At 67.0% G+C, this 23,998-nt stretch carries 29 protein-coding genes; 9 read left to right on the top strand and 20 right to left on the bottom strand.

What is annotated here, in order from left to right:
• Positions 1-12 precede the first annotated feature (12 nt).
• The 4 genes from VEB62_RS10610 (at position 13) to VEB62_RS10595 (ending at position 2,065) form a co-directional block, all read left to right on the top strand.
• Entirely contained in the window at positions 13-387 is a 375-nt protein-coding gene (locus VEB62_RS10610) for a response regulator (RefSeq protein WP_324799104.1), read from the top strand.
• A complete protein-coding gene (locus VEB62_RS10605; RefSeq protein ID WP_324799101.1) occupies positions 371-667 on the top strand; it encodes an Hpt domain-containing protein in 297 nt (98 codons plus the stop codon). Before VEB62_RS10610 ends, VEB62_RS10605 begins: the two co-directional genes overlap by 17 nt.
• Before the next feature lie 150 nt (positions 668-817).
• A complete protein-coding gene (locus VEB62_RS10600; protein ID WP_324799100.1) occupies positions 818-1,768 on the top strand; it encodes a TolB family protein in 951 nt (316 codons plus the stop codon).
• 114 nt (positions 1,769-1,882) lie between these two features.
• Positions 1,883-2,065, top strand: a complete 183-nt coding sequence (locus tag VEB62_RS10595) for a DUF3606 domain-containing protein (protein WP_013269402.1) — start codon at positions 1,883-1,885, stop codon at positions 2,063-2,065.
• A gap of 21 nt (positions 2,066-2,086) precedes the next feature.
• On the opposite strand, the gene lpdA is transcribed toward VEB62_RS10595, so the two are convergent.
• From lpdA to eno, 7 genes are all read right to left on the bottom strand, one after another.
• Positions 2,087-3,490, bottom strand: coding sequence for a dihydrolipoyl dehydrogenase (gene lpdA, locus VEB62_RS10590; protein WP_324799089.1), 1,404 nt, complete (start codon positions 3,488-3,490; stop codon positions 2,087-2,089).
• 10 nt (positions 3,491-3,500) lie between these two features.
• On the bottom strand, positions 3,501-4,775 hold the full coding sequence (locus tag VEB62_RS10585; RefSeq protein WP_324799086.1) for a pyruvate dehydrogenase complex dihydrolipoamide acetyltransferase: 1,275 nt from the start codon (positions 4,773-4,775) through the stop codon (positions 3,501-3,503).
• Positions 4,776-4,779: 4 nt separating this feature from the next.
• Positions 4,780-5,106 (bottom strand): DUF5076 domain-containing protein, encoded by a 327-nt coding sequence (locus tag VEB62_RS10580; protein WP_324799083.1) that lies wholly within the window; start codon positions 5,104-5,106, stop codon positions 4,780-4,782.
• Entirely contained in the window at positions 5,103-6,473 is a 1,371-nt protein-coding gene (locus VEB62_RS10575) for a pyruvate dehydrogenase complex E1 component subunit beta (RefSeq protein ID WP_324799080.1), read from the bottom strand. Before VEB62_RS10575 ends, VEB62_RS10580 begins: the two co-directional genes overlap by 4 nt.
• A 2-nt stretch (positions 6,474-6,475) precedes the next feature.
• Positions 6,476-7,501, bottom strand: coding sequence for a pyruvate dehydrogenase (acetyl-transferring) E1 component subunit alpha (gene pdhA / locus VEB62_RS10570; protein ID WP_324799076.1), 1,026 nt, complete (start codon positions 7,499-7,501; stop codon positions 6,476-6,478).
• 147 nt (positions 7,502-7,648) lie between these two features.
• A complete protein-coding gene (locus tag VEB62_RS10565) occupies positions 7,649-7,966 on the bottom strand; it encodes an FtsB family cell division protein (RefSeq protein ID WP_324799299.1) in 318 nt (105 codons plus the stop codon).
• 103 nt (positions 7,967-8,069) lie between these two features.
• A complete protein-coding gene (gene eno / locus VEB62_RS10560) occupies positions 8,070-9,347 on the bottom strand; it encodes a phosphopyruvate hydratase (protein WP_324799073.1) in 1,278 nt (425 codons plus the stop codon).
• A 116-nt stretch (positions 9,348-9,463) separates the two neighbouring features.
• On the opposite strand from eno, the gene VEB62_RS10555 reads away from it, so the two are divergent.
• Positions 9,464-9,874 (top strand): VOC family protein, encoded by a 411-nt coding sequence (locus VEB62_RS10555; protein WP_324799070.1) that lies wholly within the window; start codon positions 9,464-9,466, stop codon positions 9,872-9,874.
• A 1-nt stretch (position 9,875) separates the two neighbouring features.
• On the opposite strand, the gene VEB62_RS10550 is transcribed toward VEB62_RS10555, so the two are convergent.
• The 7 genes from VEB62_RS10550 to lipA all read right to left on the bottom strand — a co-directional run bounded on the left by VEB62_RS10550 (position 9,876) and on the right by lipA (position 14,503).
• Positions 9,876-10,478, bottom strand: coding sequence for a hypothetical protein (locus VEB62_RS10550; RefSeq protein WP_324799068.1), 603 nt, complete (start codon positions 10,476-10,478; stop codon positions 9,876-9,878).
• A gap of 112 nt (positions 10,479-10,590) precedes the next feature.
• Positions 10,591-10,773: a 50S ribosomal protein L32 gene (gene rpmF / locus VEB62_RS10545; RefSeq protein ID WP_123286562.1), complete on the bottom strand. Its 183-nt coding sequence runs from the start codon at positions 10,771-10,773 to the stop codon at positions 10,591-10,593.
• A gap of 125 nt (positions 10,774-10,898) precedes the next feature.
• Positions 10,899-11,414 carry a GNAT family N-acetyltransferase gene (locus VEB62_RS10540; RefSeq protein ID WP_324799063.1) on the bottom strand — a complete coding sequence of 172 codons (516 nt, stop codon included), beginning with the start codon at positions 11,412-11,414 and terminating at the stop codon, positions 10,899-10,901.
• Positions 11,415-11,445: 31 nt separating this feature from the next.
• The gene (locus VEB62_RS10535) at positions 11,446-11,976 is read right to left on the bottom strand and encodes a GNAT family N-acetyltransferase (protein ID WP_324799060.1); all 531 of its coding nucleotides are present in this window, start codon (positions 11,974-11,976) and stop codon (positions 11,446-11,448) included.
• Positions 11,969-13,081, bottom strand: coding sequence for an NAD(P)/FAD-dependent oxidoreductase (locus tag VEB62_RS10530; protein WP_324799057.1), 1,113 nt, complete (start codon positions 13,079-13,081; stop codon positions 11,969-11,971). The genes VEB62_RS10535 and VEB62_RS10530 overlap by 8 nt, the downstream gene beginning before the upstream one ends.
• A complete protein-coding gene (locus tag VEB62_RS10525) occupies positions 13,078-13,533 on the bottom strand; it encodes a type II toxin-antitoxin system RatA family toxin (protein WP_324799054.1) in 456 nt (151 codons plus the stop codon). The genes VEB62_RS10530 and VEB62_RS10525 overlap by 4 nt, the downstream gene beginning before the upstream one ends.
• Positions 13,534-13,540: 7 nt before the next feature.
• Complete coding sequence (lipA, locus tag VEB62_RS10520; RefSeq protein ID WP_324799051.1) at positions 13,541-14,503, bottom strand: lipoyl synthase; 963 nt, start codon at positions 14,501-14,503, stop codon at positions 13,541-13,543.
• Between the two features lie 164 nt (positions 14,504-14,667).
• Here lipA and VEB62_RS10515 point away from each other — a divergent pair, with 164 nt between their 5' ends.
• Together VEB62_RS10515 and VEB62_RS10510 are read left to right on the top strand one after the other, a co-directional pair.
• Positions 14,668-16,221, top strand: a complete 1,554-nt coding sequence (locus VEB62_RS10515; RefSeq protein ID WP_324799048.1) for an AMP-binding protein — start codon at positions 14,668-14,670, stop codon at positions 16,219-16,221.
• A gap of 64 nt (positions 16,222-16,285) precedes the next feature.
• Complete coding sequence (locus VEB62_RS10510) at positions 16,286-16,678, top strand: DoxX family protein (protein ID WP_324799045.1); 393 nt, start codon at positions 16,286-16,288, stop codon at positions 16,676-16,678.
• On the opposite strand, the gene ygiD is transcribed toward VEB62_RS10510, so the two are convergent.
• The 3 genes from ygiD to VEB62_RS10495 form a co-directional block, all read right to left on the bottom strand.
• The gene (gene ygiD / locus VEB62_RS10505) at positions 16,679-17,449 is read right to left on the bottom strand and encodes a 4,5-DOPA-extradiol-dioxygenase (RefSeq protein WP_324799042.1); all 771 of its coding nucleotides are present in this window, start codon (positions 17,447-17,449) and stop codon (positions 16,679-16,681) included. It lies immediately after the preceding gene.
• Positions 17,450-17,515: 66 nt separating this feature from the next.
• A complete protein-coding gene (locus VEB62_RS10500; RefSeq protein WP_324799039.1) occupies positions 17,516-17,983 on the bottom strand; it encodes a hypothetical protein in 468 nt (155 codons plus the stop codon).
• A complete protein-coding gene (locus tag VEB62_RS10495) occupies positions 17,980-18,864 on the bottom strand; it encodes a D-alanyl-D-alanine carboxypeptidase family protein (RefSeq protein ID WP_324799035.1) in 885 nt (294 codons plus the stop codon). The genes VEB62_RS10500 and VEB62_RS10495 overlap by 4 nt, the downstream gene beginning before the upstream one ends.
• Before the next feature lie 221 nt (positions 18,865-19,085).
• On the opposite strand from VEB62_RS10495, the gene VEB62_RS10490 reads away from it, so the two are divergent.
• Positions 19,086-20,462, top strand: a complete 1,377-nt coding sequence (locus tag VEB62_RS10490; RefSeq protein ID WP_324799032.1) for an MFS transporter — start codon at positions 19,086-19,088, stop codon at positions 20,460-20,462.
• Positions 20,459-21,247, top strand: coding sequence for a nucleoside triphosphate pyrophosphohydrolase (mazG, locus tag VEB62_RS10485; RefSeq protein ID WP_324799029.1), 789 nt, complete (start codon positions 20,459-20,461; stop codon positions 21,245-21,247). The genes VEB62_RS10490 and mazG overlap by 4 nt, the downstream gene beginning before the upstream one ends.
• 37 nt (positions 21,248-21,284) lie before the next feature.
• Here mazG and VEB62_RS10480 read toward each other — a convergent pair whose 3' ends face one another.
• The 3 genes from VEB62_RS10480 to hfq form a co-directional block, all read right to left on the bottom strand.
• Positions 21,285-22,208 carry a 5'-nucleotidase gene (locus VEB62_RS10480; RefSeq protein ID WP_324799026.1) on the bottom strand — a complete coding sequence of 308 codons (924 nt, stop codon included), beginning with the start codon at positions 22,206-22,208 and terminating at the stop codon, positions 21,285-21,287.
• Positions 22,209-22,255: 47 nt separating this feature from the next.
• On the bottom strand, positions 22,256-23,587 hold the full coding sequence (hflX, locus tag VEB62_RS10475; protein ID WP_324799023.1) for a GTPase HflX: 1,332 nt from the start codon (positions 23,585-23,587) through the stop codon (positions 22,256-22,258).
• Positions 23,588-23,674: 87 nt separating this feature from the next.
• The gene (hfq, locus tag VEB62_RS10470) at positions 23,675-23,920 is read right to left on the bottom strand and encodes an RNA chaperone Hfq (RefSeq protein WP_055830158.1); all 246 of its coding nucleotides are present in this window, start codon (positions 23,918-23,920) and stop codon (positions 23,675-23,677) included.
• Positions 23,921-23,998 lie beyond the last annotated feature (78 nt).

Here is a 23,998-nt window from a genome sequence, read left to right as displayed (position 1 = left end):
TGCATCCTTCACGTGGACGACGACGAGAACATCCGGGCTCTCACCGCGCTCGCCTTCACCCTGACCGGCGACGGGGAGGTCCGGTCCGCCGCATCCGGCGTCGAGGCCCTGGAAGCGCTGGGGGAGGGACTGCAGCCGGACCTCATCCTGCTGGATGTCATGATGCCTGACATGGACGGCCCCGCCGTACTGGCCGGGGTGCGCGAACTCCCCGCGCACCGGGACACGCCCATCATCTTCATGACGGCGCAGACGCAGGACCACGAGGTGGCGCGCCTGATGGCGTTGGGAGCCGTGGGAGTTGTCATAAAACCGTTCGATCCCATGACCTTGGGACAGCAAGTGCGTGCTTTGCTGGAGGATCATTCTGATGACCGATCCGCTTGAGCTGCTGCGGGCCTTGTTCATCGAGCGGTGCCGGACCGATCTGGAACGGCTCAGGCGCCTGGAATCGGACGATCCTGATCTGGGGCCCATCGCCCACCAGCTCGCCGGATCGGCCGGATCATTCGGTTATCCGGAGGTCAGCGAAGCCGCCGCTGTGGTCGACGACCGGGCGCGATACGGTCCGACTCCTGCGCCGGAGGAGGTCCAGACCTTGCTTCAGGCTCTGGAAAGGGCGATCGGGACGCCGCACCACACCAGAAACCCCGACACTCCAACATGACCCGGGGCACAGCCACTCATCCAGAAACCTTTAGCGTGGCCCATACCGCATCTTTCAACCCACTGCGGACGACATCTCATACGAGCAACCAAGTTTGCCCGCCCCGCATCTCAAGTAGTATGATCCGGGGCACGCGTAGGGGAGGGCTGAATGAAGCGCTGCGGTGTCATTGCTTTCGCGTCTGTCTTTGCTGTGGCCGCGGGCTGTTCTCATGGGCAAGTCAAGAGTGACGAGCGCACCGTCTCAGTTTTTTCACCAGCACCAGAGCTTCTCGATCCCACGCGCTTCGATCAATATTCAGCCTTCGCGCCCGACGGTCGAGAATACTATCTCTCGGTCGCGGATGCCGACTGGAATTACCGCGGGATTCTCCGTTCCGTTCGCCGAAACGGACTCTGGTCATCGTTCGAACCACTTCCGATCGTTTGGGGCCCCGGGAAGGATGGAGGCGAACCCTTCATAAGTCGCGACGGGCGCCATCTCTATTTCGTCTCTGCTCGCGCAGGCGGCAGGTCGGACGAGACTGGAATGGCGGGATCTGCGGGAATCGTTCAGTCCGGTGAAACCGACATTTACGTCGCCGACCGCCTGGGCGCCGAGTGGGGAGAACCCAGGCGGCTGCCACCACCACTCAATTCTCGATCGAGCGAATGGCATCCGACCCTTGCAGACGACGGCACCATCTATTTCGCCTCCGAGCGCGGCCGGCACGACGGGAAGGCGGATATCTATTGCGCTCGACCGACTGCAACCGGGGACTACACCCACATCGAACGGCTCGGCGCTCCTGTGAACCTCGACATCAGCAACGATTCCGACCCGTTCATCGCCGCGGACGGATCGTATCTGGTTTTCCATTCCGACAGACCGGGCGGCTTCGGTGAGCATGACCTCTACGTCGCCTTCAGGTCGACGGATGGTGGGTGGTCGGAGCCAGAAAACTTGGGGCCCGAAGTCAATTCAACCGGCTGGGAGATGGGGCCAAGCGTCACGCGAGATGGCCGCTTGCTACTTTTCACCCGCCGAGCTGCGATCAAGACCGACCAGCCATCCCGCGTTTATGCGGTTTCCGCCACGGTGATTGAGCGCGCCAGGCCTTAGGCTCGGGCCGTCCTTGATTTCGCATAATATATCTTAGGCGCAAATCGGACCGGCATCCGGGGCCTCGCCAATCCGCTCCCCTCGCGCTAGGCGTCTTCCGGACAAGGAGAGACCATGGCGGGCCTGAAAGACAAGCGCGGCTTCATCGACAAGGACCGTCTGGACCTGTCGGAACGTCAGGCCGTCGAATACTGGATGAAGCGCTGGGGCGTCACCCGCGACCAGATCACCGCCGCCCACCGCAAGGCAGGCCGCATGGTCAAGGACATCGCCGCCGAGCTCGGCAAGAAGCGCTGAACCCGACGACCAGCGGTCGCCTCAGATGTGCAGAACCCGCCCGTAGGCGTCGAGCGCGGCCTCGTGCATCGCCTCCGACATTGTCGGATGCGGATAGACGATCCCGTGGATGTCCTCTTCCGTCGCCTCCATGGCGATGGCGGTGACATAGCCCTGGATCATCTCGGTGACCTCGGCCCCGATCATGTGGGCGCCGATCAGGGCGCCGGTCTTCGCGTCGAAGATGGTCTTGACGAAGCCCTCGATCTCGCCGGCGGCCACCGCCTTGCCGTTCACCCGGAACGGGAAGCGGCCGATCTTGACCTCGCGCTTCGCCTCGCGGGCCCCCTGCTCGGTGATCCCGACCGAAGCGACCTGCGGCTGGGCGTAGGTGCAGCCGGCGATAGGCGAATGGACATTGGGTGTCTTGAAGGCGGCGATGTGCTCGGCGGCGTGGATGCCTTCGTGCGAGGCCTTATGCGCCAGCCAGGGTGCGCCGGCGCAGTCGCCGATGGCGTAGAGGCCCTTCACGTTCGTCTGGCAGTGGCCGTCGATAGTGATGTGGCCTCGGTCCATGGCCACGCCCAGCGCCTCAAGGCCGATGCCGTCGGTGTTGGCGGTGATGCCGACCGCCGAGATACACACCTCGGCCTCCAGGGTCTCGGCCTTCCCGCCGGCCTCGATAGCGACCTGCACACCCTTCCCGGCCTTCGACACCCTGGTGACCTTGCAGCCGGTGCGGAACTTCATGCCGCGTTTCTCGAAGGCCTTCTGGGCGGCCTTGGAGACCTCCTCGTCCTCGACCGGCATGATCCGGTCGACCGCTTCCACGATCGTAACTTCCGCACCCAAAGCTCTGTAGAAGCTGCCGAATTCAACGCCGATGGCGCCCGACCCGATGACCACGATAGAGGTCGGCATCTTCTTCGGCGCCATGGCTTCGCGATAGGCCCAGATGCGGTCGCCGTCGGCCTCCAGGCCGATCTGCGGGATGGCCTTGGCGCGGGCCCCAACCGCCAGCATGACGGTCTTCGCCTCGACCGTGCGCGACCCGCCGGCCTTCAGGGCGATAACCACTTTCGGCGCGTCCTTGCCCTTTTCGAGCTTCGCCGAGCCCTCGATCACCTCGACCTTGTGCTTCTTCATCAGGAAGGCGACGCCCTTGTTCATCTGGGCGGCCACCCCGCGCGAGCGCTGGATGATGGCGTCAAAATCGAAACCGACGTTCCCGGCCGACAGGCCGTAGTCCTTCAGGTGCGACAGGCTCTCGTACTTCTCGCCCGACTTGAGCAGCGCCTTGGTCGGGATGCAGCCCCAGTTCAGGCAGATGCCGCCCAGCGCCTCGCGTTCGACGATGGCCGTCTTCAGGCCCAGCTGCGAGGCGCGGATCGCCGCGACATAGCCGCCGGGGCCGGAGCCGATCACGATCAGGTCGAATTCAGCCACGGTCTCTTCCTTACGCCAGCATCGTCACAGGATCTTCGATCATCGCCTTGAAGACCTGCAGGAATTTTGCGCCGGTGGCGCCATCTACGACCCGGTGATCGCATGTCAGGGTGACCGACATGATGGTCGCGACGGCCAGTTGCCCGTTCTTGACGACCGGGCGCTGCTCCCCTGCCCCGACGCTCATGATCGCGCCCTGCGGCTCGTTGATGATCGAGGCGAACGACTTGATGCCGAACATGCCGAGGTTGGACACGCTGAAGGTGCCGCCCTGGAACTCCTCGGGCTTCAGCTTGCGGTCGCGGGCGCGCTTGGCGAGATCCTTGGACTCGGTCGCGATCTGCGACAGGGTCTTGGTCTCGGCCTTGCGGATGATCGGGGTGATCAGTCCGCCCTCGATGGCCACGGCCATGGCCACGTCGGCGCTGTGGTGCAGGGCCAGCCCCTCGGGCGAGTAGCTGGCGTTGGCGTCCGGCACGGCCTTCAGGGCCATGGCCGAGGCCTTGATGACGAAGTCATTGACCGAAACCTTGACCCCATCCTTCTCCAGCAGGGCGTTGACCCTGGTCCGCGCGGCCAGCAAGCCGTCGATCTCGCAGTCGATGGTCAGCGGGAAATGCGGCACGTCGCGGAAGCTTTCGGTCATGCGCCGGGCGATAGCCTTGCGCATGCCGTCCAGCGGCACGAGGTCGTAGGTGCCGTCGGGGATGCCCATCTGGGCCAGCGACTGCACCTTGCGCGCTTCGGTCGGCGGACTGGCGGCAGCTGCGGGTTGGGCGCCGCCCTTGCCCGCCGCTTCGACGTCGCGTTTGACGATACGGCCGTGTGGCCCGGTGCCCTTGAGGGATTTCAGGTCGACGCCCGCCTGGGCCGCGATGCGACGCGCCAGCGGCGAGGCGAAGATGCGTTCGCCGTCAGCCTTTGCCGGCGTGGCCTTCGGCGCCTCGACCCTGGCGGGCTCGGCCTTGGCCGGTTCAGCTTTTGTCGGCTCAGTCGTCGACGCCTCGGCCTTCGGCGCTTCCACCTTCGGAGCCGGGGCGGCGGCGCCCTCGTCCTTGAGGCGAGCGATCGGGGTGTTGACCTTCACGCCTTCGGAGCCCTCGGCCACAAGGATGTCAGTGACCTCGCCCTCGTCGACGGCCTCGACCTCCATGGTCGCCTTGTCGGTCTCGATCTCGGCGATGACGTCGCCAGCCTTGACCACGTCGCCGACCTTGACCTGCCATTTGGCCAGCACGCCTTCTTCCATGGTGGGCGACAGGGCGGGCATCAGGATGTCGGTCATGGCCTCAGGCCTCTTCGGTCTTGTCGATCGTCACGGTCGGCATCAGCGGCGGCGCCTTCAGCCCCTTGGCGCGGACGTGGGCGTCGTTCCAGCCCTTGACGATGGCCTTCAGCGTCTCCGCCTGGTCCATTCCGTGGGATCCCTCGTACGCGCGGGAGAAATGCCACGCCAGTTCGGCCAGAACGCTTCCCATAAGCTCCGGATCGCGGAGCCCCGGACGGATCATCATGGCTGGCTGGGTCGCATTCCACCACACGCGGGCCAGTTCGGTGACGCCCTCGCCGCCGGCGGGGGGGATCTCTTCCGGAATCGGCAGCGCCTGGGCGGTCATGCCATCACCTGCTTCACAGCCTTGATGATCTTGTCCACGCCCGGCAGCGACAGGGCTTCCAGATTGGCGGCGTAGGGCAGCGGCACGTCTTCCTGGTGGACCCGCAGCGGCGGCGCGTCGAGATAATCGAAGGCGTGCTCGATGACCCGGGCCACGACCTCGGCCCCGACGCCCATGGGGCCCCAGCCTTCCTCGGCCGAGACCAGGCGGCTCGTCTTCCTGACGCTCTCGACGATCGTCTCGTGGTCCAGCGGACGCAGGGTGCGCAGGTCGACGACCTCGCAGGAGATTCCCTCTTCCGCCAGCTTCTCGGCGGCCTGCAGGGCGAAGCCGACCATGCGGCTGTGGGCGGTGATGGTGACGTCGGTCCCCTCGCGGCGAACCTTGGCCTTGCCGATCGGCACGAGATAGTCCTCAACGTCCGGAACGTCGAACTCCAGCCCGTACATCATCTCGTGCTCGAGGAAGACGACGGGGTTGGGATCGCGGATCGCCGACTTCATCAGGCCCTTGGCGTCGGCCGCGTCATAGGGCGCGATGACCTTCAGGCCGGGCACCTGGGCGTACCAGGCCGAATAGTCCTGGCTGTGCTGGGCGCCGACGCGGCTGGCGGCGCCGTTGGGTCCGCGGAAGACGATGCTGGCGCGGATCTGTCCGCCCGACATGTAGAGCGTCTTGGCCGCCGAATTGATGATGTGGTCGATGGCCTGCATGGCGAAGTTGAAGGTCATGAACTCGACGATCGGCTTCAGCCCCGCCATGGCCGCGCCGACGCCGAGGCCGGCGAAGCCGTGCTCGGTGATCGGGGTGTCGACCACGCGCTGGTCGCCGAACTCCTGCAGCAGTTCGCGGCTGACCTTGTAGGCCCCCTGGTACTGGGCGACCTCCTCGCCGATCAGGAAGACGCCCTCGTCGCGGCGCATCTCCTCGGCCATGGCGTCGCGGAGGGCGTCGCGGATGGTCGTCTTGACCAGCTTGGCGCCGGCCGGGATTTCCGGGTCGCGCAGCTCGACCTTCGGGCCGGCGGCGGTGACGTCCTTCTTCTCGGGCTCGCCCGACTTGTCCGAGGTCGCTTCAGGCGCAGCGGCCGGAGCGGCGTCGGCCTTCGGCGTCGGAGCGGCCGCGCCGTCCTCGCCGGCGAGACGCGCGATCGGCGTGTTGACCTTCACGTTCTCCGAGCCTTCGGCGACGAGGATTTCAAGCACCTCGCCCTCGTCGACGGCCTCGACTTCCATCGTGGCCTTGTCGGTCTCGATCTCGGCGATCACCTGGCCGGCCGACACGGTGTCGCCCGCCTTGATGTGCCATTTGGTCAGCGTGCCCTCTTCCATCGTGGGCGACAGCGCCGGCATGAGAATGTCGGTCACGGTCAGGCCTCCACGTAGACGTCGGTGTAGAGCTCGGACGGATCCGGCTCCGGGCTTTCCTGGGCGAACTGGACAGCCTCGGCGACGATGGTCTTGACCTCGGCGTCGATGGCCTTGAGTTCGTCCTCGGTCGCCTTGGCGGCGTCCAGCAGGGTCTTGATGTGGTCGATCGGATCGCGGGTCTTCTTGACCTCGTCGACCTCTTCCTTGGTGCGGTATTTCGCGGGATCCGACATGGAGTGGCCGCGGTAGCGATAGGTCTTCACCTCGAGGATGAAGGGGCCGCCCCCTTCCCTCGCCCGCTTGACCGCGCGGGCGACAGCGTCGCGCACCGCCAGCACGTCCATGCCGTCGACCTGCTCGCCCGGGATGCCGAAACTGGCCCCGCGCTGACTCAGGTCGGTCGTCGAGGACGAGCGCTCGATGCTCGTGCCCATGGCGTACTGGTTGTTCTCGATGATGTAGATGGCCGGCAGCTTCCACAGCTGGGCCATGTTGAAGCTCTCGTAGACCTGGCCCTGGTTGGCCGCGCCGTCGCCGAAATAGATGAAGGCCACGCTGTCGTCGCCGCGGTATTTGCCGGCGAAGGCCAGGCCGGTGCCGAGCGCCACCTGCGCTCCGACGATGCCGTGACCGCCGTAGAAGCCCGTGGCGGTGTCGAACATGTGCATCGAGCCGCCCTTGCCCTTGGACGAGCCGCCGATGCGCCCGGTCAGCTCGGCCATGACCTCTTTCGGGTCCATGCCGGCGGCCAGCATGTGGCCGTGGTCGCGGTAACCGGTGATGATCTTGTCGTGGCCCTGGCGCACGCTTTCCTGCACGCCGACGGCGACGGCCTCCTGGCCGATGTACAGGTGGCAGAAGCCGCCGATCAGCCCCATGCCGTACAGCTGGCCCGCGCGCTCCTCGAAGCGGCGGATCAGCACCATCTCGCGGTAGAAGCGCAGCAGATCCTCCTTCGAGGCCTGCGGCGTGTTCGGTATCTTCGAGGACTTTGAATCAGTCCTGGCGGCGGGGGCTTTCGCCATCCGTCATCTCCCGGCTGGCCCCCGACTCCAGGAGCTCTTGTCGTTACGGAAAGGGGCTTTAGCAGCCTTCGTTCCCGAAACGCAAAGCGCGCCGGTGAAGCTGTAACGAAAGTTCACGCGCGAACGAAAGAGGAGCCTGATCCGCGATCAGGCTCTGGGCGATTTGGCCGTGTCCGGAGCGGGGGCCGTGACCCGTATGACATAGTCGCGGGGATCAGTGAATCCGAGCACGGCCCGGGCCCGCTCCTCGAGCAGATCGCGGGACAGACTGTCCGTGCGCAGGTAGCGGACGCGGATTTCGAGGTCGCGCCGTTGCTCGAGGATTCCCGCCAGCTGGGCCTCGCGGCGCAGCAGCATGGCGTCGCGCTCGCCGCCGCTCAGCAGGCCGCGTTCCCCGGTCAGGGCCTGAACGCCCAGATAGGCGATCAACAGCAGCAGCATGGCTGACGGGAAATACGGCTTCATCCGCTCAGGCACTGACGGACGCTCCTTCTGAGCGTGAACTCACGATTGACGAGTTCTGACCGAAAATGCCTAACGAACCGTAGCTTGGCCGTAGCCCTTGACCCTACTTCAGCAGCATGCCGTCGCCGTAGTAGGCGCCCTGGTCGCCCAGCATCTCCTCGATGCGGAGCAGCTGGTTGTATTTGGCCGTACGGTCCGAGCGGGCCAGTGAGCCGGTCTTGATCTGCCCGCAGTTGGTGGCCACGGCCAGGTCGGCGATGGTCGAGTCCTCGGTTTCGCCCGAACGGTGGCTCATGACGGCGGTGTAGCCGGCGCGATGCGCCATATCCACGGCGTCCAGAGTTTCGGACAAGGTGCCGATCTGATTGACCTTCACCAGGATGGAGTTGGCCAGGCCCTCGCCGATGCCGGCGGCCAGGCGAGCCGGGTTGGTGACGAAGAGATCATCCCCGACGATCTGGACGCGGTCGCCCAGCCGGTCGGTCAGCAGCTTCCAGCCGTCGAAATCGTCCTCCGCGCAGCCGTCCTCGATCGAGACGATCGGGAAGCGCTCGCACAGGTCGGCGAGGTAGCCGACCATGGCGTCGGCCTCGAACGTCTTGCCCTCCCCGGCCATGACGTATTTGCCGTCCTTGAAGAATTCGGTCGCGGCCACGTCGAGGCCGAGGTGGAAATCCTCCCCGGCCAGATAGCCTGCCGCCTGCCCCGCCTTGGTGATGAAGCTCAGCGCCTCTTCGGCCGACGCCAGGTTGGGGGCGAAGCCGCCCTCGTCGCCGACGTTGGTGTTGTGGCCGGCGTCCTTCAACTGCTTCTTCAGCGCGTGGAAGATTTCCGAGCCCATGCGCAGGGCCTCGGAGAAGCTCTCGGCGCCCGTCGGCAGGATCATGAATTCCTGGATGTCGATGGGATTGTCGGCGTGGGCCCCGCCGTTGATGATGTTCATCATCGGCGTCGGCAGGATCCGGGCCGAGACGCCGCCCAGGTAACGGTACAGCGGCAGGCCCGACGAGATGGCGCTGGCCTTGGCGCAGGCCAGGCTGACGCCGAGGATGGCGTTGGCGCCGAGGCGGGCCTTGTTGGGCGTGCCGTCCAGTGAGATCAGCGCCTCGTCGATGCGGCGCTGGTCCTCGGCGTCCATGCCCGAGAGAGCGTCGAAGATCTCGCCGTTGACCGCGTCGACGGCCTTGCCGACGCCCTTGCCGCCCCACAGGTCCTTGTCGCCGTCGCGCAGTTCGACCGCCTCGTGCGCGCCGGTCGAGGCGCCCGACGGCACCGCGGCGCGGCCGAAGCTGCCGTCGTCGAGGATCACATCGACCTCGACTGTAGGATTGCCGCGGCTGTCGAGGATCTGGCGGGCGACGATGTCGGCGATGTCGGTCATGGCGGTGGCTCTTGCTGCGGGGAGGCTGTCAGGGCTTGCGTTTAGCCCGCTCACGACGGGCACGGCAAGGAACCCTCGCATACGGTCCGCGCGTTGAGCGGCGAAAGGAGCCGGCCATGGAACTGAAACGTGGACGCCTGATCGACCATGTCCACCTGCGCGCCCGGGATCTCGCGGCGAGCAAGGTCTTCTACAAGGCCGTCTTCGAAGTGCTGCGCATCCCCGTCCATGAGGCGGAGACCCACCTTTGGGCGGACGAGTTCTGGATCGACGCCGGCGATCAGCAGAGCCGGGTTCATCTCGCCTTTCAGGCTCCCGATGAAGACACGGTCCGGCGTTTCCATGACGCCGCCTTGAAGGCGGGGGGCCGGGACAATGGCGCTCCGGGCGAGCGGAAAATCTACCACCCCGGTTATTTCGCCGCCTTCGTGTTCGATCCGGACGGCAACAATATCGAGGCCGTCTATCACGGCCCGGCGGAACGCTCCGCCGACGCCGTGACGCTGACGTTCGAAATGCCGGCCTAGGTCAGGCGCAGCCCTCGACGTACTGGATGCTCGGCCCGCCGCCGGCGATGGATTCCACCCGACCGTCCGGTCCGATCTCATAGGTCAGGCCGCGCGCGGCGGCGCTCTTGTGATCGGACGTCGACCAGACGGTGATGTATTCCGACGGCGCTTCCCCGTACTTGTGGGGCATGACCTCGGCGGCGGCGCCGTAAACCCGCTTCACCTCGGCCGCCGTGTCGCCGACGTTGAGGGCGCGGTCGGTCTCGACCGCCGTGTTGCGGCTCAGCCAGACGCTGGTCAGCACGCCGTCCTCGACCATGACCAACAGGCCCTCAGGCGCCCGGGCCGGCCGGAACATGTCGCAGGACGCGGGATCGGGACCGCCGACGGCTTCCGGATCGGCGTCCGGCCCCATCGCCGCCTCGACCTCGGCGCGGGTCATGCCGATGCGCAACGGGCCGTAGCCCTGGGCGGTCAGCTTGTTGGCGGCGGAGACCGGCGGTCCCGGCGCGGCGGGAGCCGAGGCTGGCTCGGGCGGCCGGGCCGGCGCCTCAGGTTCGGCGGGCGGCGCGCCGCAGGCGGCCAGCGAGAGAACGGCGACGGAGGCGACGAGGCGATACATGGAACGTCTCCAGCATTGGGTTCGCCGGACAGAACGCACGAAAACGGCGCGCGAGGCTATCGCGCGCCGTGAAAAGCTTCGCCGGGCCGGCGGCCCAGGCCGGTCGAAAGACCTAGTCTTCCTTGGGCGTCAGAACCTGGCGGCCGCGGTAGGTGCCGGTCTTCAGGTCGATGTGGTGCGAGCGGCGCAGCTCACCGGTGTCCTTGTCCTCGACGTGCGGGTTCGAACCCAGCGAGTCGTGGGCGCGGCGCATGTTGCGACGCGAGGGCGATACTTTGCGCTTCGGAACGGCCATGTCCGTCTCAATCTTCTTAAGGTCGGGCGCCCCGATCCAGAGACCGAAAGCGCGAAAACAACTGCGGCGGCCCTCGAAAGAGCCGCCACGTGAGGGCGGGCTTATGCCTGAACCCGTCGGGGAGTTCAAGTCTGGAGACGCGCGCTCCAGACGGCGCGCGAAAGGCCATAGTACAGGCTGTTCTTCCACTCGCCGCCGACGTTCCAGGTCCGCTCGGCGAACCCGGTCTTCACGAAGCCGAGCCGCTCCAGCAGACGAATCGATGCGGCGTTGTCCGGATCGACGTCGGCGGTCAGTTCATCGACCGCGCCGGCGATGAAGACGTGATCGATCGCGGCTCCCACCGCCTCACCCGCGAGCCCCTGCCCCCAATGGTCGGGATGCAGGATGTAGCCCACGTCCGGCAGGCGCCAGAAGCCCGCCTTGCCGATCACCTGCCCGTCGCGTTCGATGACGAAGTCCGGCTGGTCGGGGCCGTTGGCGATCATGCTGTCGAGCCAGGCGGCGGTCTGGTCGAGGCTGTCGTGGGGCGGCGTGGACCACCAGCGGGTGGCGCGCGGGTCCGACAGGACGGCGTGCATGGCCTCCAGATCGTCCGGGCGCGCGGAGCGCAGGGTCAGTCGGGGCGTGACGAGTTCCATGTCCAGCGAGTGCGGCCTCGCGCCGGAACGGTCAAGCCAGCGCGCGTTCCATCACAATGAAATGCAGATCGTCCCGGAGCGGAAGGCCAAGCCGGGGATCGTCATAGGGAAACGGCAGGGTCTCGCCCGTCGCCTCGTAGCCGAGCCGCCGGTACCAGGCGATCAGCGTCTCACGCTGCGGGAAGACAGAGATGCGCACCCGGTGCGCACCGAAACGCCCGGCCAGGGCCCCGTGGGCGGCTTCAACCAGCCGACGCCCCATCCCGCCGCCCTGCAGGGTCGGGCTGACGGACAGCATGCCGAAATAGCCCGTCCCCTCTCCCCGGTCCGCGATCAGCACGCAGCCGACCAGCTCATCGCCCCGCCACGCCGTCAGCAGCGCCTGCGCCGGATCCGCGAGAATTCCGGCCAGATCGTCCGGGTCGGTGCGCTGCCCGCCCAGAAGATCGGCCTCGGTGGTCCAGCCGGCGCGGGACGCTTCGCCGCGATAGGCGCTCTCGATCAGGCGATGCAGGTTGGGGATGTCCGCCGTTACGGCCTCCCGGATGATGATCTCAGTCATGGTGCAGAATCTCGGCGACGGCGTCGCCAATGGCAAGCGAACTGGTCAGGCCGGGGCTCTCGATGCCAAACAGGGCGACCAGCCCGTCGATCCCGTGATCGTCACGGCCGCGAAGCTGGAAGTCCGGCTGCGGCTCGCCCGGCCCGTGCAGCTTCGGGCGGATGCCGGCGTAATCGGGCGTCAGGGCGCCCTCCGGCAGACCGGGCCAGAAGCGGCGGATATAGCCCTCGAACGCGGCCGCCCTGGCCGGATCGACCGAATAGTCCTCGGCCTCCACATAGGCGAGGTCCGGCCCGAACACCGCCTGCCCGCCGAGGTCCTTGCGGTAGTGGGTGCCCAGGGCGCCGGGGATTGGCGGCGGATAGATCAGCCGCTCGAACGGCGCCTTGCCGGCCAGACGGAAATAGACGCCCTTGCCGAAACGCCCGGCGGGAATGTGTTCGGCCGGATAGCCCTCGATGCAGGCGGCGACACCCTGCGCGGCGAGTCCGGGCGCGGTGACCAGAAATCGGGTCGTCAGGGTCGCCCCGCCCTCCCCTCCGGCCGTGACCTCGAAACCGCCGTCCCGTAGCCGCCGGGCCCGCTCGAACGGCGTCGAAACGACCACAGCGCCTCCGGCGTCCTCGATCTCGCCTTGCAGGGCCAGCATGTAGCCGTGGCTGTCGAACACGCCGCTCTCGGGCGACAGGATGGCGGCGTGGGCGTTCAGCCCCGGCTCCAGCGCCCGCGCCCGGGGCCCGGTCAGATGCTCCAGCCCCTCCACGTCGTTGGCCACCGCCTGCCGGAAAATATCCTCTATCTGCTCGACCTCGGAGTCCTCGGTCGCCACGACCAGCTTGCCGCATTTGCGGTAGTCGACCTTGTGGCTGTCGAGGAAGGCATACAGAAGCCGCCGTCCCTCGACGCACAATCGGGCCTTCAGCGATCCGGTTGGATAGTAGAGGCCGCCGTGGATCACCTCGCTGTTCCGCGATGACACCCCCTGGCCGATATGGGGTTCCTTCTCGAGCACCAGAACCGAGAGGCCGCGCGCCGCCAGCGAACGCCCGCCGGCCAGCCCGACCGCGCCGGCGCCGACCACCACGGCGTCGAAGTCGAAGCTCACCCCTTCGGGCCGTACAGATGCGCCGCCCGTGCCTCGAAACAGCGCATCAGCTTGCCGACAGCGCGATCGAAGTTGGCCTGCAGCATCACGTCCAGGATCCGCGCCTTGAAAGCGAAGTCGATCATGAACTCGACTCGCGTCCCATCCGGGTGCGGGAAGAACTCCCAGCGGTTCTTCAGGTGGTGGAATGGCCCGCGCAGCAGGCCGACCTCCACCTTCGGCGCATTGCGATCATGCCGGACCCAGGTTGAGAACCGCTCCTTCAGGAAGGAAAAACCGACCCCGGCCTCTGCGTCCACGAGAGTCACGCCCGGCGCCTCCTCGCGCGGCCCCCAGACCCGCATCGACGACACCCACGGCACGAACTCCGGATAGGCGCGCACGTCGGCGACCAGCGCTGCGAGCTGGTCGGGAGCATAGGGAAGGACGCGGGTGACGCGGTGGACGGCCAACGGCGGCTCAGCGTCCGGTCTGGGCGAGACGCGCCGCCTTCAGCCGGGCGAAGTCCTCCCCGGCGTGGTGCGAGGACCGGGTCAGCGGGCTGGACGACACCATCAGGAAGCCCTTGGCCCGGGCGATCGCCTCATAGGCCTTGAACTCTTCCGGCGTGACGAACCGCTCGATGGCTGCGTGCTTGCGTGTCGGCTGCAGGTACTGGCCAATGGTGATGAAGTCGACATTGGCCGAGCGCATGTCGTCCATCACCTGCATGACCTCTTCGCGTGTTTCGCCCAGGCCGACCATGATGCCGGACTTGGTGAACTGGTTGGGGTCGCGCTCCTTGACCATCTGCAGCAGGCGCAGACTGTGGAAGTAGCGGGCGCCGGGCCGGATCTTCAGATACAGCCGCGGCACGGTCTCGAGATTGTGGTTGAACACGTCGGGTGTGGCGTCGATCATCACCTCGGCCGCCCCGTCCTTGCGCAGGAAGTCGGGGGTCAGGATCTCGATGGTCGTGCCCGGCGCCTGCAGGCGGATCTGGCGGACCACCTCGGCGAAGTGCGCCGCGCCGCCGTCCGAGAGATCATCCCGATCGACTGAGGTGATCACAACGTGATTCAGGCCCATCTGCTGAACGGCCAGCCCGACCTTGGCCGGCTCTTCCGGGTCCAGCGGCTGCGGCAGGCCGGTCTTGACGTTGCAGAAGGCGCAGGCCCGCGTGCAGGTGTCGCCCATGATCATCAGGGTGGCGTGCTTCTGGCTCCAGCACTCGCCGATGTTCGGGCAGGCCGCCTCCTCGCAGACCGTATGCAGCCCCTTGTCGCGGACAATGGCTTTCGTCGCATTATACTGCCCTGATCCGGGCGCCTTGACCCGCAGCCAGTCCGGCTTCTTCAGCACCGCCGTCTCGGGCCGGTTCTGCTTTTCGGGGTGACGCAGTTCGGCCGGCGTCTTCGTCAGGGTGTCGATCAGCGTGACCAAGGCGTCGCGGACTCCGGGCGGTGCGAAACCGCTATGTCGTCCTTCCACGAGACGAAGGCAAGGCGAGGACGGAACTCACGCAAGGTAACGTATCTTTTCAATGTCCCCGCCGCGCTCTAGTTTGCCCCCGACAAGGCGCGGCCAACGCGCCACGGAGGCTGTCTTTGCGCGTACCCCTGGACCCCAAGGCCGTCGAGGAAACGATCTTCGACGCCCTGATCGCGGCCCGCGACACCTACGGCGACAAGGAGATCCTGGAGGATCAGGATCGCAAGCCCCTCACCTACACCGGTCTGATCCGCGCCGCCTTCGTCCTGGGCCGCAAGATCGCGGCCATGACCGAGCCGTCTGAGCGGGTCGCCATTCTGCTCCCGTCGAGCATGGGCGTGGTGGTCACCTTCTATGGCCTGCACGCCCACGGCCGCGTGCCGGTGATGATCAATTTCACCGCCGGCGTGAGCAATATCAAGGCGGCGATCAAGGCCGCCGGCGTCAAGAAAGTGCTAACCGCCAGACGCTTCGTCACCCAGGCGAAGATCGACGACCTGATCGCCGAGATCGGCACGGTCGCCGAGGTCGTCTGGCTGGACGACGTGCGCGCCTCGATCGGCCTGCCGGACAAGCTGTACGGTCTGATGGCCGGCCTCATGCCGAAACGGTTCCGGGTGAAGACCGAGCCTTCGTCGCCAGGGGTCGTACTGTTCACCTCGGGCAGTTTCGGCGCGCCCAAGGGCGTGGTGCTCAGCCAGTGGAACCTCGTGGCCAACTGTCGCCAGGTGGCGCAGCACATCGCGCTGGACCCCGCCTGGGTCATGTTCAACCCCCTGCCGACCTTCCACTGCTTCGGCCTGACCGGCGGCGTGCTGCTGCCGCTGCTCCAGGGACTTAAGGCGTTCCAGTATCCCTCGCCGTTGCACGCCAAGCAGATCGTCGAACTGTTGCCGCAGGTGAAGGCCTCCATACTGTTCGCGACCGACACCTTCCTGAACCAGTACGCGCGCGTAGCCGGGCCGAACGACTTCTCGACCCTGAAGTTCGTGGTCGCCGGCGCGGAGCGGGTCCGCGACGAGACTCACCACCTGTTCAACACCCGCTTCCACGGTCTCAAGCTGCTCGAAGGCTATGGGGCCACCGAGGCGGCGCCGGTCGTGGCCGTGAACCACCCCGACCGCAACCGGCCCGGAACGGTCGGCCAGATTCTTCCGGGCATCGAATGGAAGCTCGAGGCGGTCGACGGCATCGACCACGGCGGTCGGCTGTTCCTGCGCGGACCCAATGTCATGAAGGGCTATCTCTCGCCGGACGATCCGAACGCGATCGAGCCGCTGGCGGGCGGCTGGCACGATACGGGAGACATCGTCGATATCGATCGGGAGGGCTACGTCTGCATCCTGGGGCGGGTGAAGCGGTTCGCAAAGATCGGCGGCGAGATGGTGTCGCTGACCGCGGTCGAGGGCCTGGCCAGCGCCGTCTGGCCCGAGGCGCGCCACGCGGTGGTTTCCGTCCCCGACAGCCGCAAGGGCGAGAAGCTGGTGCTGGTGACCGACCGCAAGGACGCCGACGTGTCCCGCCTCGCCGAATGGGCCCGCAGCCACGGCGCGCCGGAACTGGCCGTGCCCAAGAAGATCATGCGTGTCGGAGAGGTGCCTGTGCTGGGCACCGGCAAGACCGACTATGTGGCGATCCAGCAGATGGCGGAGCTCGACAAGGCCGCCTGAGCTTGGCCATTGAACTGAAACCGTTACTGTTGCAGGCTATCCGTCTCAATCGAAGGAGGGTTTCATGTTCGACCGCGTTTCCACCTGGCAGCCGCAGCTTCTAAGCCTGCTGCGCATCGTCGCCGGCCTTTTGTTCGTCAGCCATGGGGTGGCCAAGGTGCTCGGCTTCCCCGCCATCGAGGGCCTGCCGGCGCCGGGCCTGAGCCTCGCTGGTCTCTCGGGCCCGCTGGAGCTGGTTCTCGGCGCCCTGCTGGTCATCGGCCTGTTCACCCGCCCGGCCGCCTTCCTGGCCTCCGGCTTCTGCGCCGTTGGCTACTGGATGGTTCACGCCGGTCAGGGAGCCCTTCCCATCGTCAACGGAGGGGAGACGATCGCCCTGTACTGCTTCGTCTGGCTGTACTTCGTCGCGGCCGGCGCCGGCCCGTGGTCGGTGGACGCGATGTTGAAGCGCCGCTGATCAGCCGATCATTACACCCGTCATCGAGATCGATCCGCCCTCGATGACGTCGTTGAAGAAACGGACGTCGTCGCCCGGCAGGCGCTGGGCGGCGACGTAGAGCAACGGCAGGAAATGTTCGTCGGTCGGCACGCTCAGCTGCGCGTCTTCCGCCAGGCCGACCCAGTCGATCAGGGCCGCGTCGTCGCCTCGCACCAGCGCCGCCTTGACGGCCTCGTTGAACCGGCTGGCCCATTCGTAGGGCTCGCCGCCCGCCCGCTTCCAGGTGCGCAGATTGTGCACGAAGTCGCCCGATCCGGCGATCACCACCCCCTCGTCGCGCAGGGGCGCGAGCCGGCGAGCCAGATCGAAATGGCCCCGGGCGTCGAGGCGCCGATCCAGCGACAGCTGCACCACGGGCACGTCGGCCTCCGGCCAGACGTGGGCCAGCACCGACCAGGTTCCGTGATCCAGACCCCACTGCGTTGTCGGCGTCGCGCCGGTGAGTTCCGACACCCGCGCGGCCAACTGGGGCGAGCCCGGCGCCGGGTACTGCATCGCATGCAGTTCAGCCGGGAAGCCGCCGAAATCATGGATGGTTTCCGGTTCAGCCTGAGCCGTCACGGCGAGTCCGCCGGTCTCCCAGTGGGCGGAGACCATGACCACGCCCTTCGGTCTGCCGACCGCCTCGCCGATCTCGCGCCAGGCGTCCGCATGGGGCCCGCCAAGCGCGTTCATGGGTGAGCCGTGGCCGAAGAAGATGGCGGGCTGGCGGTCAATGGCCTGGAGCATGGGCGTTATCCGTAACAACTACAGTGCCCGATATGGGGTCCGTTCTCACGGCGGCAAGCCGGGGGCCTAGCCGTTGACCCGCGGGCCCAGCGGACAGACCCGGTCGTAGAACTCGGCTCCCGCCGGGGCCGCTCCGCCGCGGATCAGGCGGAACCGGTGCTCGACCACCATCGCCTGCTGCTCGATGTTGAGATCGCCCCAGGCGCAGTCCATGCCCAGGGGGTATTCGTACGACGCTGGCCGGTCGCCGGCCCTGAGCTTGCCGGTCAGCAGGTTGATCCCCTGCTGCGCCTGCCAGACGTGGGTCAGCTCATGAATCAACACGGCCTGGGTTCGCAGCGGCGCGGCGGCGATGTCCGCCGGAAGGGCCCGCCCGGGCCAGACGATCCACTCCCGTCCGAACCAGCGCCCCGCCACGAAAGCGCGGTCGAATGGCCAGGGTGACGACAGGAAACGGACGGTGTCGGTGCGCAGGTGCTCGCCGAAGGCTTCTCCGGCCAGATCCGTCTCGCCGGGCGTCAGCGGCCGGATCACGGCGTCGCCGCATAGCCGCCGGCCGGGCTGACCCACTCCCAGTGCCACGGCTCATAGACATAGGGCACGAAGCCGAACCGTCCGGCGTTGCGGACCAGCCAGCGGTAGGTCGGGCTCCGGGTCATGTGCAGACGGCTGGCGGGCGAGGTGTCGTCGACGCCGAGGCCGACGATCTGCCCGACATACAGATCCACGGCGGTGCCGGTCCGGTGCGGCGAGCAGACGGCGCGCCGCAGTCCGTCGCAATTGCCCTGGGCGGCGCAGCGCGCAGCGTCGGCCTCCGGATCGCGGAAGGCGGAGAATATCTGCAGCAGCTCGGGATCGGCGGCGACCTCGGGGACCTCTTCCCGCGCCGCCGCGACCATCAACCGGTAGGCGGCGAGCACGTCGCGGCGCAGCAGGCGGGTCAGACGGTCGGCGTGCTCCTCGGACTCGACCAGATAGCCCAGCTGATACAGCGGCGGCGGCTCGGGGCATGGCTCATCGCGCACCCGGGCCATGATGAAGGGGCGGCGTTCCTGCCAGACGCCGCGGAACACCTGGAACGTGGGTTGGTCGAACCAGCCGGTCGCGGGCAGGCCATGCGCGGCCTGGAACCCGGCCAGGGCGCGGGCGAAGGCCGGAGAGCCGGGAGCACAGTCGGTGCCCAGTTCCTTCTGGATCAGGGGCAGATAGGTCTCCCAGCCCCATTCGGTCGCTCCGAACGGAGCCCACTCGAGCGAATAGTGGGAGATGGCGTTGGCCAGCGCGGGTGCGCCCCATTCGATATCGCCCGCGTCGCAGACCGCGCTCCCGGGCGCCTGGGCAAGGGCGCGCTCCGGTGTCGCCAGGAGCGCGGCCCCGAGGACGACGAGACTCAGGAAGGCACGGGTCAACGCCATGACCGAAGCAAGCCCGAGCCGGGGCCCGAGGGCAAGGGGCCGTCTTCGAAAGCCGACTCCCGACAGAGACAATCCCCCGAAGACAACCGCGACATCCCGATCGGCGACAACGACGACACCCACGACATCCGCGACACGATTCCGGGCCATGCGCGTGGGCGCAAAAACCGGCATGGTGACGCTGCGGCCGACTCAGGGGCCGACGCCTCCGGATCCCATCCATGACCGAAGTCGCCCCGGCCGCCAGCGCCCCGCGCCGCTCCAACGCCATCCTCGCCGCCTTCTCGGGGCCATGCCTGCCGCTCGCGGCCTTCGGCGTCGCCCTGCCCGTGACCTTGCCCGAATTCTACGCCACCTTCGTCGGGCTGGAGCTCGGCGTCGTCGCCGCCGTGTTCATGGCCGTCAGGCTGATCGACATCGTCTTCGACCCCTTCATCGGCTGGGGCATGGACAAGACGAGGACGAAGTGGGGCCGCTACCGTCCGTGGATGGCCCTTTCGACGCCCATCCTCATGCTGTCGGCGCTGATGATGTTCGTGGTGGTCCAGCCGGGGGCCGGCCCCGCCTACCTGTTCGGCTGGCTGTTGGTCCTCTACCTCGGCTTCTCGGTCGGCACCCTCGGCCAGCTGGGCTGGGCCTCGGTTCTGGCGCCGCAATACGACCAGCGCAGCCGGGTCTATGGCTGGTGGCAGGTGTTCAACATCGTCGGCGTGATTCTGATCCTGATCCTGCCGACCGTGGTGGTGAAGACCGGCATCGGCGACTACGCCGCCGGCGTCCGCATCATGGGCTGGGCCATCATGATCGCCCTGCCCGTCACCATCGGCCTCGCGATGTTCGTCGTGCCCGAGCCGGTCAACGCCGGCGCCGCCCCGCACGGCGGGCCCAGGGCCTACCTGTCCCTGTTCGGCAAGAAGACCGTGCGCAAGCTGCTGTTCGCCGATCTGCTTCTGGGCGTCGCGCCGGGCATCACCGGTTCGCTGCTGTTCTTCTTCTTCGGCCAGATCAAGGGCTACGACCACACCGAGGCGTCGCTGTTCATGCTGCTGTATTTCATCGCCGGCCTGTTCGGCGCCCCGATCTGGGCGTGGCTGGCGACGAAGATCGGCAAGGACAAGGCGCTGGCGACCGCCAGCCTGATCTTCGCCGTCCTCTACATCGGGGCCACTCTCGTCCCGGGCGGCAATTTCGCGATCACCGCCGTCGTCATGTTCATCGCCGGCCTGCCCTACGCCGCCGGCCTGTTCCTGCTGCGGGCCATGATGGCCGACGCGGGCGACGAGGTGCGGCTGGACACGGGAATCGACCGCACCGGCCTGATGTTCTCCATCCTGTCGGCGACGACCAAGATCGGCCATGTCGTGGCGCTGATCCCCTATCTGATCCTGCAGTGGGTCGGCTTTCGCGCCCTTCCGGGGCCGGAGGGCAACAGCGAGGGCTCGCTGCTGACGTTGCAGATCCTGTTCATCCTCGTCCCGGGCCTGCTGCTGGCCGCGGCGGCGCTGGTGCTGAAGGGCTATCCGCTGACCCCCGCGCGGCATGATGAGATCCGCAAGGCGCTCGAGGCTCGCGACGGCGCGGCCGTGGAGCCCGCATGACGCCCATCGACCGCCTCAACGCCATCATGGCGAAGCTGCGCGACCCGGTCGGCGGTTGTCCGTGGGACGTGGAGCAGACCTTCGCCACCATCGCCCCCTACACGCTGGAGGAGGCCTATGAGGTCGCCGACGCCATCGAGCGCGGCGACATGGACGAGCTGAAATCCGAACTGGGCGACCTGCTGTTCCAGGTTGTCTTCCACGCCCGCATGGCCGAGGAGCAGGGTCTGTTCGCCTTCGACGACGTCACGAACGCCATCGCCGACAAGCTGGAGCGCCGCCATCCGCACGTGTTCGGCGACGAAGCGGCCAAGCCGGACGGCGCGGCCCAGAAGGCGCGCTGGGAAGACATCAAGGCCGCCGAGCGCAAGTCGAAGGAACAGCACGGCGTGCTCGACGACGTGCCCGTCGGCCTGCCGGCGTTGGCGCGGGCGGCGAAGCTCACGAAGCGGGCGGCCCGCGTGGGCTTCGACTGGCCCTCCACTGACGAAGTGTTCGACAAGCTGGACGAGGAGGTCGCCGAACTCCGCGCCGAAATCGCAGCCGGCGACCTCGACAAGGCCCGCGACGAGATGGGCGACCTGCTGTTCGTGGTCGCCAACCTGGCGCGGAAGCTGGGGGTCGAGCCGGAGGACGCACTGCGCGGGGCGAACGCCAAATTTGTGCGGCGGTTCGGGTTCATCGAGGCGGAACTGGCGAGGGAGGGCCGGACCCCGGAACAGTCGGATCTGGCCGAGATGGACGGACTGTGGGACGCGGCGAAGGCGGCGGAGCGAGTCAGCTAAACGGCCCCGAACTCAACAAACACGTGGTCGCACCGCCTCATTGATTGCGGATGCCGAACGGGATGTGAACGCACGGGGTGCTCTCGGCAGCTGGCTCAAGGTGACCAATCTGATCATCGAAGAATATCTGCGGCCGCAGAACATCAAGAATGTTCTTCTTCTCAATACCCCCCAACAAGAACAACTCGTCAGCTTCAAGCCCGAGATTCTTCATCGTGTTAAGCAGGCGCTCATGAGCGGGCGCGTTTCTCGCGGTCACGATTGCGACCCGAATTGCCTTCGCCGGGTCATTCACCTTGTGCGCGTTGTCTCGCTCGATCTGTTGAATGCCAGAAATTTTCTGAAGAAGCGGCATGAGAGGACCATCCTTCAGCGGTCGATCCTTGTTGGCCACCTCGTAGTGGTGAAACAGGGGGAGTCCGCCGTCGGCGTAGCGAGCCTCGGCCTCATCGTCGACTAGGACGCCATCGAAATCGAATGCAATCCGAAGCTGATTGTCGTCGTCATCATCCTTGGCGGCGCAGGGCAGCACATGCCCGGCAGGATGACCTTGAGCGATGGCATCCTTCACCTCCTCCTTGTTCGTACTGAGATACAAGCAAGCGTTCAGGGATTTCATGTAGGGATAAGGCGCTGATCCGGACAAGAAGAACGATCGCGTGATGTCCAAGCCATAGTGCGGCATGGCGTTCATCATCCGGCGCCCTGCCTCAGGATCGTTCCGAGACATCATCACGACTTCAACGGGCGCTTGATCCGGAAACACCTTGTTCAGATGCAGAAGCCGCTTGATGAACGGATAGGCCGCGCCTGGCTCCGGCGGCACTGCCGCATTGTCTGCTTGGTATTTTCGGAAAGCCTCCAGGCCTTCATCGAGGAAAATCTGATGTTCCTTGGTCAGGTCAAACAGCGCGGTCGAGCTGATCCCGACAACCAGCTTCTCTTCGATCGGATAAGGCATAGGTTGCGAAGTGGGTGGCGGAACATCGGTCCGCAAGCCCCCTATGCTTAGGTGCCGAACTGCCGCTCGAACCGCCCCAGCGCCGCCGGGTGCAGCCGCACCACCACATGCGTCCGGCCCTCGTCGTCCGTGTCGCGCCCCGTGACCCGGCCGTTCTCGTACAGCCAGGCCAGCGCCTCACCCTGCGACGGGTCGAGCACCAGCTCCGTTTCCGGGTCGTCGTCGATCAGCGAAGCGATGGTCTCGCGCAGGGCCTCGATCCCCTCCCCGGTCCAGGCCGACACGGCCACCGCCTTGCCCTGCGCCCGCAGCCGCTCCGCCTGGCCCAGCACCGCCTCGCGGGCCTCGTCGTCCAGCCGGTCGATCTTGTTCCAGACCTCCAGCACCCGGCGCGTCTTGGGCTCTCCATTGGGGGCGGGGGGCGTCTCGATCTGTTTCAGCACCGCCTCGACGTCCTTCGCCTGCGCGTCCGAGTCCGGCGACGCAATGTCCCGGACGTGCAGGATCAGGTCGGCCTCGCCGACCTCCTCCAGCGTGGCGCGGAAGCTCTCGACCAGTTCGTGCGGCAGGTCGGAGATGAAGCCGACGGTGTCCGCCACGATCGCCGGTCGCCCTTGCGGCAGGCGGATGGTGCGCTGGGTGGTGTCGAGGGTGGCGAACAGCAGGTCCTTGGCCACCACGTCCGAACCGGTCAGCCGGTTGAACAGCGTCGACTTGCCGGCGTTGGTGTAGCCGACCAGGGCCACGGCCGGGAACGGGACCTTCTGGCGTTGCTTGCGATGCAGACCGCGTGTGCGGCGCACCTCCTCCAGCTCGGTCTTCAGCTTGACGATCCGGTCGGCGATCAGGCGCCGGTCCAGCTCGATCTGGGTTTCGCCGGGACCGCCGGTCGAGCCGGTGCCGCCGCGCTGGCGCTCGAGGTGGGTCCAGGTCCGCACCAGCCGCGAGCGCTCATAGTCGAGCCGCGCCAGCTCGACCTGCAGCCGGCCCTCCTTCGTCCGCGCCCTGCGGCCGAAGATCTCCAGGATCAGGCCGGTGCGGTCGATGACCTTGCAGTCCCAGGCCTTCTCCAGATTGCGCTGCTGGACGGGCGACAGGTCGTCGTCGACGACCACGGCCTCGGCCTCGGCGGCGCGGACCAACGCGGCCAGCTCCTCGACCTTGCCCGAGCCGAACAGGGTGGCGGGCGCGGGCTTGCGCACGCGCACGACCTCCCCGGCGCGGACGTCGAGGTCCAGGGCCCGGGCGAGGCCGACGGCCTCCTCGAGACGCTCTTCAGCCTGCCGCGAGCTCTCGCTGGCGCCAAAGCCGGAACGCTCGGGGTGGATGACGATGGCCCGGATCAGCGGGACGGCGTGGTCGATCAGTGGGGTGGCCAAGTGGGCGTGCAGCTTTCTGGTGGTCGGGCGATGACGACAGATAGGGATCCCACGGCCGCGGGGCTATCCCCGGGGATCGGCCGAAGCTCAGTCCTCGTCGGCCTCGGGCTCGTACAGCTGCACCGGCGCCGACGGCATGATGGTCGAGATGGCGTGCTTGTAGACCAGCTGCGACTGGCCGTCGCGGCGCAGCAGCACACAGAAGTTGTCGAACCAGGTGACGATCCCCTGCAGCTTGACCCCGTTGACCAGGAAGATGGTCAGGGGCGTCTTGGTCTTGCGGACGCTGTTGAGGAAGGTGTCCTGAAGGTTTTTGGACTTGTCTTGCGACATGGCAGGTTCAGCCTGTTCTTGATTGTTTCGCCGGCCGGGGGAGCGGTCGGGACCAGATCGGACGTCCGGCCCGCCACC

It is taken from the genome of Brevundimonas sp. (assembly GCF_035626975.1).
Lineage (GTDB): Bacteria > Pseudomonadota > Alphaproteobacteria > Caulobacterales > Caulobacteraceae > Brevundimonas.
The sequence above is the reverse complement of the archived record's forward strand: the minus strand, read 5'-3'. Positions and strand labels throughout refer to the sequence as shown.